Source organism: Paenibacillus diazotrophicus (genome assembly GCF_042610465.1).
This window is the reverse complement of record NZ_JBGJZN010000007.1, coordinates 364,791-377,215: the sequence shown is the minus strand read 5'-3', so window position 1 is coordinate 377,215 and position 12,425 is coordinate 364,791. Positions and strand designations below refer to the sequence as shown.

The window sequence follows — 12,425 nt, the reverse complement described above, 5'->3', positions numbered from 1 at the left end:
AATGGAAAAGCGGAGACCGCCTTGGCCTCCGCTCTTCTCCTGAACTCAATCCACCTTCGCACCATAGGAGCGCAGGAACACAACAGCTTGCTCCCTGTCCATCCGCACTCCTTTCACCATCAGCGCTTTCATATCCACGCCCTCCAGCTTGGCTCCCCGCAGATCAGCCCCGGTCAGGTTGACTCTGCCTAGCATGGCCCTTGTCAGATCACAGTCTCTGAGATCAGCCTTCGCCAAATCACTCTCCGACAGATCCGCTTCAAAAAAACGGATGCCCCGCAAATCCTGCTTGCCAAGCTTGGCATACCGCAGATTCACGTAAGACCAGTCCCCTCCGCTTAGCGTAATTCCATCCATCTGAGCGCCTGCGAAGTCGGAACCTGTCATTTTGCAGGAGATGAACTTGCTTACAAAGAGATTCGCACCGCTGAATTTACAATTTTCAAACGCAGATTCGGTGTGGATCGAAGCATTCAGGGCTGCGCCTTTAAAATCGCATTCGATAAAACGGCAATGGGTCGTATCAATTTCTTCCAAAGAGGTGTTCATGAATGTGCAGTTGGTAAACGTGCAGCGGATCAGTTCGCCATAACGCAGATCATGCCCGTCAAAACGCACATCCACAAATTCCCGGTCAATGTATTGGTACATGTCTTTCCTCCGATAACAGTTAGCTATGCTATGAGCAAAAAAACGCTATTTCACTAATTTTATCATATCTGTGTCAAGTGTTTTTTCTATAAACTGTAAATTCAATGAAATATATTTTTAGCGGGAATGCAGCATAACACCACTCGTTAATCGGATAGGTTCCCCCCCTGTGATCGCTTATATTGCCGGTTCGCCTTGAAGGCGAAGATTAGATACAGAATAATCACCAGGGGCAGGAGCCATGCGCTCAATCCCCGAAGAAGTGCAAACGGCGTCTCGAATAGAAAGGCCCGCCAAAATGTACCTCCAGTCTTCTCCCATAATCCAGGGGTCAAATAGAGGGCTTCGGGATTCAGCAGAGCCGCCGGCTTGAGAGTACCTGTAGACATCAGCGCTACAGCAATAGGAAAAAAAGACAAGGAAATCGAGAGCCACACCTCTGACAAACGTTTATACCGCCCGGCTTTGGAATCGGCATCCGAAAAAATATCCCCGCTCCCCTGATCATTCACCATCTTAAAATACTGATATCCTGAACTTTTCGAACCCTGGATGTGCTTCCAGCCGCTATCCTCGAAGAGGGCACGATAATCCTCGAAATCGTCTTTCTTGACAAAGGCACGGTAATCAATCTTTATTCGGCCAGCCTCCGGTTCAGCTTCGTGAAATTCGTAGCTGAACAAGGATTTTCCGACAAATTGCCAGCCCTTACCGGCCATATCATTCAGCCATTTCTCTTCATGGTCTATATTCGTAAACCACTTAAATTTCCGCATTACGTTCCCTCCCGTCAGAGGCCCAGATTCTTCGCGTGGTCTCCATCATGTGATTCATCCGTTCAAAGTCCTGGCACATTACCGACCGACCAATTTCTGTTATCACATAGACCTTGCGCCGGTTATCTACAGTGCCTACAGGTTCAATGAACTTAAGCTTAATCAGGTTCTCAATCGCACCATATAGTGTGCCCGCAGCCATTCTCACCTGCCCTCCACTAAGCTCTTCAACCTTTTGCAGGATCAAATATCCGTGCGCAGGCTCATGCAGGGCGAGCAGGATATAATAGACCGTTTCCGTAAGCGGCAGATATTTGTCTCTCCCCATATCTCTTCTCCTTTGGAGTTCTGTACTCTTGGCAAATTTATTATATAGTCTAACTGTATAGTTATACTATATACATTCGGACTGTATATTGCAACTGTATATAATCAATAGGGCGATATGCGATATTAAGCAGAAAAAAACCACATGGCATGCACCCATGTAGTTAGAAAATTACGTAGAGTAAAAATACCGATTTCATATTGATTTGGTACAATCACTTCAATTAACTCTTTACATATTTTTAAATAGTTAATATTGCATGTGGTAGTAGTATTAATGTGGTAGACGCATTAGAACTTCCCTTAAAATATTCTGGCCTTGTTCGTTACTTAATAATTCTTTAGGCTGAATATTTCCTAATGCTGGAACCTGTTTATGAAGCCATTTTGTAGCTTCGTTTTCACCAAATCTATAACATAGTACTACTGCAATATCCTCTGGCAAGGTGATTTCACCCAATTGAGTTTTATAATCGACGTTCGCTCTCCTACAAAACTCCAAGTAATCTTTCCAATCCTCTTCTTTATAAGCTTTCAGAAATACGTCTATTTCCACTATTAGCCCTCCAATTATTTCTAGTTGTTTTATTGATATTGCGTCAAATTGAATTACATTCAACCCACCATCAGCCCTTGCTGAAGGTGGAATTTTACCGTTAAAGTTCATACTTTTAGCAGTCTTTCCAAGTTGTTGAGTAATTGTATATTCATTAATTATAATACTATCTAGCGTTACGCCTAGCACTTCTCTAACCTTCGGATTGGATAAATCTAATAGGTTGTGTAACCTTCAACCGTATCCTCATTTAAAAACAACCCCATACTTGGATCATAACGTGCACGGTGATAACACAATCCGGTTTCGGCATCATATATCTTCGGTGTACTTGAACCAGGTTTTCTCTACCTGTTGGAGATGTTACCCCACTCATAATAAGTATAGTTATTGACTATCTCTCCACTGGTATCGACCATCTGCACCACATCACCATGATCATTATACAAGTAGTAATAGTCCTTGGAGGTTTTTTTGTCCTTAGATTCAATTCCGGCAAATACCCTATTGCGATTGCCTAATCCCTGATCAACGCAAAAAAAGCAGCCATCCCTTTTAAGGGGATAGCTGCCTGGATTGCAATCCGTCTGCCTGCAAACGATCAAACAACCGGATCAACTCTCCACTTCTGCAGACGGCAGAAATCGAAACCATTTCAGGTCGAACTGGCTGCCTGGCAGGAATAAGAAGGTAAAGGTCCTTTGCCCGCTGACCGGTTCCAGATCAAATTCGCGCTCTGTATAGCTGTCGCTGCCGCCAAATTCCACAAGCTGCTTGGAATCGCCGCCGGCTCCGAGGAACAGCAAGTGCAGTGTACTGTTCTCTAGAGGAGAACGCCCGCAGATGATGATCCGGGAGCTTCCCTGTGCGCCAAAGTCCATCCCCTCAAAGGTTAGGGAGACATTGTTGCCGATGCCTTCAACGGCGGTCTCTGTCACGGTGAAGGTATCGCCGTAAATCCGGCTGTTCTCAAGTGCGCTAAGTTGTTCGTATGCTTTGCGCTTCTGGATAAACTGGAAGCCTTTCAGATGGATCTTCTGCCGCAGGACGAAAGTGAGTGTGGTGATGCCGGTCAGACGTTTCGGCAGCTTGTAGGTCTCCTCCTGGTATACGTTCCACCGGGAAGGCTTCTGGTAGATCACTGTAGACAGCAGCTCGGCACCCGACTCATCGGGGATGCCCTCCCATATTTCAATCGGGTACTCGTCATCGTCTAACGTGAAGATCGGCAGGATGATCTCATCGGCTCCATACTCTCCGAAATCAATCCGTTCGAAACAGATCCGGCTCTCCCCTTCCCGGGCGGTTGCTACTCCGCGTTCATTCCCGTTGGTCAGGTTCGTACTGGCGCTGCTGTGATAACCGGAGGAGACAAATTCATAAGGGTCCAGGCAGGCCTGCCCGAGCCCTTCGAGCTTGAATTTCATGGAGGAGTACTGACGGATACCGTCGGCACCGTTCGTTGTCCCGCAACGGATATAGACTTCTCCATCCCCCAGACCGGTAATGACAGCTTCCTGTCCCTTCACCTCCATCGAAGCGATGTTCGCATCAATCCCCGCAGCATTTGTGATCCGCCACTCCACATCCTGGAAGGTGGCATTCTCCGGATGGAGCTTCACATACACCGGGAGCGAAGGATGCTCCGGCGTCAGAATATTGCCTTCGGGGCAGAATATTTCCAGCTTGCGCACAGGAATTTCCGCAGCCTTCCTGCGCTGCGCCTCCGCGGATTCTCCTTTGCCCTCCAAAGGGCAGTCGGCATACAGGAACAGCTCACCGTCATCCGATATACCTGTTGCCGGAGCGCTGGACTCTAGTACAAGCTCGGCGGAAGTAATGGCCGGAGAATACGCCCGCAGGGTGATTGTACCAGGCTCCAGCGTGCCGGCAATAACAGCGAGCAGCTTGCCGCTGAACAGCCTGCGGCTCATGCCTTTGTAGGGATCATAGTCGGTGCTGTCGCCATTATCCAGTCCGATCACCCGTCCAGGCCCTTTTATGCTCAAGTGAACCCAGTTGTTGGCATTCTCCACCTGGAGACCTTGCGAATCCTTCGCCGTGATGGTTACGAAGATCAGATCCTGGCCGTCTGCCGTCAGCACATGCTTATCCGGGGTAAGCACCAAAGAGGCAGCATTGCCGAAGGATGAAATTTGCTCCGAAGCAATCACATTTCCCTGTTCATCATAGCCAACAGCACAGAGCACACCCTCCGTATAGGGCAGTTGCCATTCTCCAAGCAGCTTATGGCCCTGGATATGGTCAATGTCATAGGTACCCTGTGATACATCATTGAAGAACAATTCGATCCGCGGGGCATTGGAGCATACCCGCACATCAATGAGCTGTCCCTCCGAGAAGTCCCAGTAGGGGAAGATATGAATCATCGGATGCGTTCTGTAATCGGTCCATTCCGCCTGATAAATGTAGTAAGAGTCCTTCGGAAATCCAGCCGTGTCCAATTGGCCAAAGTAAGAATTCTTGGTGAAGTAGGGTGTCGGCTCGCCTATATAGTCAAAGCCGGTCCATAGAAATTGTCCCAGGGAATACGCCGCATCCCGGTCTGAAGTAATACATGCCTCTGTGCTTTTGGCTCCCCAGCTGGTAGAGCTGTTACCCAAGGAGGAGCACTGTAGATCGTCATCTGCCAATACCGGCTGAGCCAGCGGGAAATGATAGACGCCCCGGCTTTGCACTGTAGAGCAGGTCTCACTTCCGTAGATGAACCAGTCCGGGTGTTCTTCATGGTGCCTGTCATAATACTTCTCGCCATAGTTGTAACCCGCCACCTTGACGATATCGGCGCATTTCTGAGCGTTGTCCCATGGCATGTAATTCGAGCCAATCGTAACGAAGGCATTGGCCCGGGGATCATGGGCCAGCACTTCATCCTGCAGCATACGTGTCAGCTCCTGGCCGCGGGTATCTGCGTGAGTATCGTAGATTTCATTCCCGATGCTCCACATGATCAGGCTCGGATGGTTGCGGTCCCGCCGTACCCAGCTGGCGATGTCCTTCTTCCACCAGTCGGGGAAGAAACGGGCATAGTCATAAGCAGTCTTGCTTCGCTCCCACATATCAAAAGCCTCCGAGACGATTAACACTCCCATCTCATCTGCCAGTTCCATCAATTCTACGGCAGGCATGTTATGTGCCGTCCGGATTGCGTTCACCCCCATCTCCTGCAGCAGCACGAACTGCCGCCGCAGGGCCGCCTTATTGACAGCTGCCCCCAGACAGCCTAGATCATGATGCTGGCACACGCCGTACATTTTGACGTAACGTCCGTTCAGGAAAAATCCCTTTTGGCTGTCTAATTCCACCGTACGGAAACCGAAGGTCTGTTCTTCCTCTTCCGTAATCACATCCTGATCCCACAGCTTTGTTCGGAGGGTATAGAGGTGGGGACTTCCAATATCCCAGAGCAAGGGCTGTTCAATAGTCAGGCGGCTGAGGGCATGTACCGTCAGATCTCTCTCCAAGGCAGGAACGGCAGATTCCACCTGTCCGATCACTGTTCCACCTGCATCCAGAACCATATGAAGGAGCTTTAGTCCCGACGTATCCCGGCCTTCCTCTACTTGCAGCTCACAATCCACATCCACAGTCCAGGACCCGCTATCCGCCTGCCGGGCCGCAATATAAATGCCATCCGGCGCAATATGCGTCTTTGGGGTTATTTTAATCCACACAGAGCGGTAAATCCCGGCACCCGAGTACCAGCGGGAATTCGGAGATTCATGAATCACACGCATTACAATCGTATTGTCTCCCTCAGTCAGGTAGGGCGTAATATCGAATTCGAAGGTGGAGTACCCATACTTCCATTCACCAGCCGCATGTCCGTTGACGTACAAAGTTGAATTCATGTATACGCCTTCAAAACGCAGGGAGCACAGCTGATGAGCAGACACTTCGGCCAAGCTGAGGGTAGTTCGGTACCAGCCCTCCCCGTCTTCATAAAGCGCATCCGTATTGTAGATCAGCCAGTCGTGAGGCAGGGTTACCGGCATCCAGTCTTCGGCCACAATTACGTTAGCCAGCTCTGAACCCAGCGGCTGTTTGGTAAACTGCCAGCCTCCGTTCAGCCTTCTTTTGATACTCATGGACAAAGTTCCTCCCGTGTATGGTTTGTGGAAGTGACAGCAATCAGCCCTTCAATGCTCCTACCATAACACCCTTCACAAAATATTTCTGCAAAAATGGATACAGCAGCAGAATTGGTGCCGTCGTCACAATAATAGCCGCATACTTCAGAGTTTCGGCTACATCGCGGCTCTGGATGAGCGTAGTGGTGCCCAGCATGCTGGCATTGTCATTTTCAAGAATAATGTTGCGGACCACAAGCTGGATCGGAAAAAGGTCCTGGTCCCGCAAAAAGATCATTGCATTGAACCAGCTGTTCCAGTGGCCTACACCATAATAGAGAATCAGCACGGCGACAACCGGCATGGAGAGCGGGATGAAGATGCGGAATAAAATAGTAAAATGCCCTGCTCCGTCCAAGAAAGCCGACTCCTCCAGCTCCTTGGGAATAGCCATGAAGTAGGTCCTCATAATAATCAGATTGAAGGTACTGACTGCAGTAGGCAGAATCAGTGCCCATAAAGAGTCCAGTAACCCGTAAGACTTCACAATCAGGTAGAACGGAACCAGTCCTCCTTGAAAGAACATCGTGAATACGATGAAGAACATAATCGGCTTTTGCAGCAGAACCCCTTCTCTGGACAGAAAATAGGCCCCAAGCGAGGTTAGCGTCATATTAATAACAAGCCCAACCACCAGAATAAACAAGGTATTCTTAAAGCCTGTGAGAATCACTGGATTGTTAAGCACAGCCTTGTAGCCTTCAAGAGAAAATCCCTGCGGCCAAAGCAGAATGCCATTGAACGAGATCAGACGGTTGCCCTCGCTAAGAGAGGAGAACAGGATATACAGCATGGGATACAACGTAAGAATAATCATCAGCACCATAATAATGGTATTACATATATCAAAAATACGTTCACCAGGTGACGTTTTAATCATGCTTGTCCCTCCTTACCAAAGACTGTTTTTACTGGCGCGTTTACTGAATGAGTTGGCGAGCAGCAATATAGTGAAGTTGATGACCGAGTTGAAGAGCCCCACTGCCGCACTGTAGCTGTAGCTGAATTCCAATATCCCTTTACGGTACACATAAGTTGAGATAACATCGGCTGTCTCATAGATGCTGGCACTATACAAGAGAATGATTTTCTCGAAGCCGACATTCATAATATTTCCAAGTGCCAGAATCAGCATGATCATAATCGTCGGAAGAATCCCCGGCAGTGTCACGTGGCGGATCTGCTGCAGCTTCGTGGCGCCGTCAATCTTGGCAGCTTCATATTGCTGCTGATCAATTCCGGTAATGGCTGCCAGATAGATGATGGTCCCCCAGCCGATCTGCTGCCAGATTTCACTGATTATATAAATGGGGCGGAAGGATTCCGGCTGCTGCAGAAAGGAGATCCGGGCGCCGCCAAAGAAGGCAATGACATCGTTAATCAAACCATCAGATAAGGTAAAATAGCGGATGATTCCTGCCACAACCACCAGCGTGATAAAATGCGGCATATAGGTAATCGTCTGGGTAATCCGCCGAAAAAGCGGACTTTTCAGTTCATTCAGCAGCAAAGCCAGAAGGATCGGTGCGGGAAATCCAAACAGCAGGTTGAAAAAACTTAGTAAAACCGTATTCTTGATGACGCGGAAAAAGTAAATACTGGAGAAAAATTCCTCGAAATGCTTCAATCCCACCCAATCACTGCCCAGAATGCCTTTGGACGGAACAAATTGCTTGAACGCAATGATCGTGCCATATAAAGGTACATAATGAAACAACACATAATAGATAAGTACAGGAAGAATCATCAGATACAGCCATTTATTGCGGAGCAAATCCTTGCCCAATCTGGTTTTCAGCATATCTTTCTCTCCTTTACTGCAATGCAAATATCAAGGGCCGCCTGATATACTCTTTGTGCAGCGGCCCTTGCGGAAACGGAGTTTTAGCGTTTCATGTACCGCTCATAGGCTGCCTGTTGAATTTCCAGCGCTCTTTCAATTCCCATGTCTTTCATTTGTTGAACATATTTATCGTAGTTATCAACGGATTCAGTACCCAGAATAATTTTGAGCTCCGCTTCCTTCACAAGGGCGTTGATGTCATTCATAATACTGCTCATTTCGTCGGCTTCTTCAGCGGTTGGCGTAATTGGAGGCAGCAGATGGCTTTCATGCTTGGTCTTTTTCCAGATGCCGATTGACTCCTTGGTTTGATTATATTTGGCCGGAAGATTGTTATCTTGCTGAATCATTGGAAAATTGGTTCCGTGCGAATATTTCATCATTACCTGGTCACTGCCGAGACCTTCCGGATTTTTGACTACCAGATCGGTGTATACAGGTTTTCCGTTCTCCAAAGTATACGTGGTGCCTTCAATACCATACGTATTCAGCATGCTGCCCTCTTGGGTGTAGGCATAATCCAGCCAGCGCATGGCTGCTTCAACATTCTTCGTTGTGGCTGAAATCGCTGCTGAGCTGGTACCGGCGTAAGCATTATCCAGCTGTCCGAACTCCGGGAGCACTCCTTTGGCTGCTGCAGGATAAGGTGCCGCCACAAAGTTGGCATCCGGTTCTGTCTCCTGCGCGGCTGCGTTGTATTTTTCAATATAGAACTGCCAGCCGATTGTTGCACCGCTCACATTGGAGGTCATCTTCTTGTCTACCGTTGCCGAATCAATCGAAGCAAAATCCTTATCGATCAGTCCTTCTTTATACCATTGGGCCATCGTCTTCAGATAATCCTTATATCCGGGCTCCAGGTAACCGTAGACTACCTTTCCGTCATTTACATAGAAGTTCCCCATCACACCGAAGGCGCCCGCAAATCCGCCGGTCCGCTCGCCCAGGAACATCGTGCGGAACGTTACAGGTGCAGCGGCATTTTTCTTTTCTTTAAAAGCGGTCAGCACCGTGTGCCATTCATCAATCGTTTCCGGGACACCCAGCTTCAGCTCATCCAGCCAATCCTTGCGGATAATCGGCCCGCCATAGACCCGTCCAGCTTCGGAGCGGATGAATGGGAAGGCATAATAGGTTCCATCATCGGTTTTGATCATTTTGTCAATCTCAGGATGCTCCGCGAGTGCCTTCTTCAAGTTGGGGGCATATTGTCCGATCAGATCATTCAGCTTCAGGATGTAGCCTTGTTCCACCGCTTTGTCCGGGCCGCCCGGATACTGCAGCCAGGTATTCAGGAAGATATCTGGCAGTTCACCGGAAGCCAGCAGCAAACTGAATTTCTGGTCCGTCATTGGCGTTCCGCCCAGCTGCTTGATTTTAATCCCTGTGCGCTTTTCGTATTCGTCATCAATAGGTAATCGTTCGGGAGTACCTCCCAGTTGTTCGTTCATAAAGGTTAATTCGGTACCTCCCGGCATTGGATAAGAGAAATCGGCAACAGAGGTTTCATTCGCATTCCTAACAGAAGCGTTTTTTTCATTAGTATTATTGCTAGAATTGCTGCAGCCTGCTGCAAGCAGTGTGAATCCAAACAGAAGGAGAAGCGATTTGTGGACTTTTTTCTTTGTGAATGATTTCATCAAGATGACGACCTCCAATTAGTGTTATTTGATGACTTGATGCCCTTACAATGTAAGCTGATTCTTGTACACAAACAATGTTCAATATGCAAAATCCATTGATCAAAACGCAAAAAGAGGATCGGCTATTTGAGCTCCTATCCTCTTTTCTGGTAAATGGAATATCCAGATAATTTATTGCAGGCTTTTAAAACGGCCCGGGGTGATGCCTTCATATTTTTTGAACACCCGAATGAACGCACTGCTGCTGGAAAAGCCGACACGCATGGAAATCTCCTCTATGGTCACTCCATCCTGCAGCAACGCTTTCGCCTCCGCCGTGCGGATCTGGCTGATATAGTCATGTAACCCCTGTCCCGTCTGTTCCTTGAATAACTTGGATACATATTGGGGAGTAATGCCAAAATGGGCACCAATCATGGATACACTAAGATTAATATCCGCATAATTGTCCTTAACGTACGCCGCGACCTCTTCCCCTATTCCGGCATTGGACATAAGCGTCAACTTCTCATTCGCCATGCCGCAGGCTATGGCTGTCAGTTCCATCAGCTCCTGCCGGAATTCCCCGCGTGTGGTGCAGACCAGCAGACGTTTCAAAGGCCGCCATTCCTCCCACAGCTTGGAGCGTTGAGTCTCTTGCGGGACAGCCTTCATAATCGAGCTGCTCAAATCGATCATGGCATACCTCACCAGCTCTACAGAAACCTGGGAACCGAAAAACTGGTCCAGAACCTCATCCACCAGCCCTGAAGCTTTTTCCAGCTCGCCGCTTTTAATCAGATTGATGAAGACCACCTCATCATTGAGGGAGAGGTAGTAGTCCGTCTGCTGTGGTTCAATATCGCCATACCATACCGACACATTCTCTTCCAGCACCAGCCGGTACTCCTGAGCCTCCAGCGCTTGAAGATACCCCTGGTGCAGACTATTCAGTCCGGTGTGCAGCTCGCTTCCGGCCATTACAATCTGCAGATGGTATTTACGTTCAATGAACTCTAGCGTCTGAGCGAGTGCCTCCTCAATATCCTCTTTCCAGCAAGTTTTACGCTCGGCACTGATATTCATCACAGCGGCCAGCATGCCATCCATTTCCGTAAAGCTTAAGCCATGATGCTCACCGGTGAAGTCCTTGATAATATTAGATACGATAAAATTGGCAAGGCTGAGCGATGGTCTGCCTTCTCCCCAGCCCTGAATGTAGAACAGCAGTACAGCGAATTCCTCCGATGCCCATTCAAAATGATGCAGCCTAGCCGCTTCTTCCACGGTTAATCCATCTTCAATCTGCCCTTTGAGCAGGCGTGATAAATAGTAGGCTTGCAGTACACGCAGCTGTCTGAATTGTCTGCTGTTAATATCATCTCTTTCCCGGATCGTAGCGAGTGCGCTCTCTCTAATAAAGGCAAACTCATCCAGTACCCGTTGGGATTGGTCATCCTTGGTCCCTGCGAACAAATTCACCAATTCACGGACAGGATTGTAGTTCTTGCGTGAAAAATAATAAATCACGCCGCCTCCCACAAAAAAGCAGAGCAGCAATCCTAATAGATTCAGGTTGCGGATCTCCTGCGCTTTTTCCCAAAATATACTTGATGGAAATACGCTTATATACTTCCAGTCTGTTGTGTCCGAATCGATGACAGATACCATGTTCTCCGTACCAGCGATATCCATAAAAGAAGTCCCTGCACCCTTATTGGCTTCTTCGGCGAAAGACACACTTTGAAGATTTGCCAGACTGTTATTCTGGAACAAAATCTGATGAGTTTTATCGATGATATATACATCCCCATTGTTAACCCAATCCACGTTTTTAAGCATATTCTGAATCGCACTACCGTTCAGTGGAAGGACGAGCGTACCTTTGAGGACATTAGCCCTTCCGGCATTAGAGAATGGCTTCATTAAGACCACCTGCGTACCCCAGCGTTTAAATTCAATTTGCGGAAGCAAGTTCTTCTCCCCGGCAACCTCCCCCTTGAGTGTAGACAGCCAATCCGCATAAGGCATCCCGATCATCTGGCGGTTGATCTCATAAAAAGTAATGCTGTCCGTATAAGTCTCATCCGTCAGCACTTTATCCAAGCCGCTTGAGTATAGATAAATCCCGCTCACAAAGTCATTGGTCGATTTATATTTGCTGAGCTCCTGGCGGGTTTTATAGATTTGAAAAGACTGCGTATCCTCATCCGGGAGGGTCAGATTCAGGAATTTGTTCACATCATTATGGATGGACAGTTGCATGGCCATTTTCTCAGCCTGGTTAATTTCACTGTCGATGGTGTTCTGCATTTGCTTCAGCATCGCATGACCTGCCCGCATAATCTCGTATTCGACAATTTGTTTGGTCTGCAGATAAATGATAGCGCTCACAATAAGCGGAATTAGCATAATCACGGCATAGGAGACAATCCATCTATAGGCAACACTTTTGCTGAACATTAACTTTTCCCGCTTCATATTCTGCACTCCCTTAAG

The 12,425-nt window shown here is 48.0% G+C and carries 9 protein-coding genes; all 9 read right to left on the bottom strand.

Translation table 11 applies throughout. The features are described from left to right. Window positions 1–45: 45 nt before the first annotated feature. Window positions 46–651: a pentapeptide repeat-containing protein gene (locus ACAN54_RS24360; RefSeq protein WP_379161530.1), complete on the bottom strand. Its 606-nt coding sequence runs from the start codon at window positions 649–651 to the stop codon at window positions 46–48. 146 nt (window positions 652–797) lie between these two features. After that, on the bottom strand, window positions 798–1,427 hold the full coding sequence (locus ACAN54_RS24355; RefSeq protein WP_379161528.1) for a DUF2812 domain-containing protein: 630 nt from the start codon (window positions 1,425–1,427) through the stop codon (window positions 798–800). Then, window positions 1,414–1,755 carry a PadR family transcriptional regulator gene (locus tag ACAN54_RS24350; protein ID WP_379161526.1) on the bottom strand — a complete coding sequence of 114 codons (342 nt, stop codon included), beginning with the start codon at window positions 1,753–1,755 and terminating at the stop codon, window positions 1,414–1,416. The genes ACAN54_RS24355 and ACAN54_RS24350 overlap by 14 nt, the downstream gene beginning before the upstream one ends. Window positions 1,756–2,028: 273 nt before the next feature. Then, window positions 2,029–2,499: an antitoxin Xre/MbcA/ParS toxin-binding domain-containing protein gene (locus tag ACAN54_RS24345; RefSeq protein WP_379161524.1), complete on the bottom strand. Its 471-nt coding sequence runs from the start codon at window positions 2,497–2,499 to the stop codon at window positions 2,029–2,031. A 425-nt stretch (window positions 2,500–2,924) separates the two neighbouring features. Beyond that, window positions 2,925–6,419 (bottom strand): glycoside hydrolase family 2 TIM barrel-domain containing protein, encoded by a 3,495-nt coding sequence (locus tag ACAN54_RS24340; RefSeq protein WP_379161522.1) that lies wholly within the window; start codon window positions 6,417–6,419, stop codon window positions 2,925–2,927. A 43-nt stretch (window positions 6,420–6,462) separates the two neighbouring features. Then, window positions 6,463–7,341 (bottom strand): carbohydrate ABC transporter permease, encoded by an 879-nt coding sequence (locus ACAN54_RS24335; RefSeq protein WP_379161520.1) that lies wholly within the window; start codon window positions 7,339–7,341, stop codon window positions 6,463–6,465. 12 nt (window positions 7,342–7,353) lie between these two features. Further along, window positions 7,354–8,262: an ABC transporter permease gene (locus ACAN54_RS24330; RefSeq protein ID WP_379161518.1), complete on the bottom strand. Its 909-nt coding sequence runs from the start codon at window positions 8,260–8,262 to the stop codon at window positions 7,354–7,356. 83 nt (window positions 8,263–8,345) lie between these two features. Beyond that, entirely contained in the window at window positions 8,346–9,944 is a 1,599-nt protein-coding gene (locus ACAN54_RS24325) for an extracellular solute-binding protein (protein ID WP_379161516.1), read from the bottom strand. Between the two features lie 174 nt (window positions 9,945–10,118). After that, window positions 10,119–12,407: an AraC family transcriptional regulator gene (locus ACAN54_RS24320; RefSeq protein WP_379161514.1), complete on the bottom strand. Its 2,289-nt coding sequence runs from the start codon at window positions 12,405–12,407 to the stop codon at window positions 10,119–10,121. Window positions 12,408–12,425: the final 18 nt, after the last annotated feature.

Bases quoted from the DNA above. Each gene is read 5' to 3' on its own strand.
- ACAN54_RS24360 (WP_379161530.1), bottom strand. From the start codon at position 651: ATGTACCAATACATTGACCGGGAATTTGTGGATGTGCGTTTTGACGGG.
- ACAN54_RS24355 (WP_379161528.1), bottom strand. From the start codon at position 1,427: ATGCGGAAATTTAAGTGGTTTACGAATATAGACCATGAAGAGAAATGG.
- ACAN54_RS24350 (WP_379161526.1), bottom strand. From the start codon at position 1,755: ATGGGGAGAGACAAATATCTGCCGCTTACGGAAACGGTCTATTATATC.
- ACAN54_RS24340 (WP_379161522.1), bottom strand. From the start codon at position 6,419: ATGAGTATCAAAAGAAGGCTGAACGGAGGCTGGCAGTTTACCAAACAG.
- ACAN54_RS24335 (WP_379161520.1), bottom strand. From the start codon at position 7,341: ATGATTAAAACGTCACCTGGTGAACGTATTTTTGATATATGTAATACC.
- ACAN54_RS24330 (WP_379161518.1), bottom strand. From the start codon at position 8,262: ATGCTGAAAACCAGATTGGGCAAGGATTTGCTCCGCAATAAATGGCTG.
- ACAN54_RS24325 (WP_379161516.1), bottom strand. From the start codon at position 9,944: ATGAAATCATTCACAAAGAAAAAAGTCCACAAATCGCTTCTCCTTCTG.
- ACAN54_RS24320 (WP_379161514.1), bottom strand. From the start codon at position 12,407: ATGAAGCGGGAAAAGTTAATGTTCAGCAAAAGTGTTGCCTATAGATGG.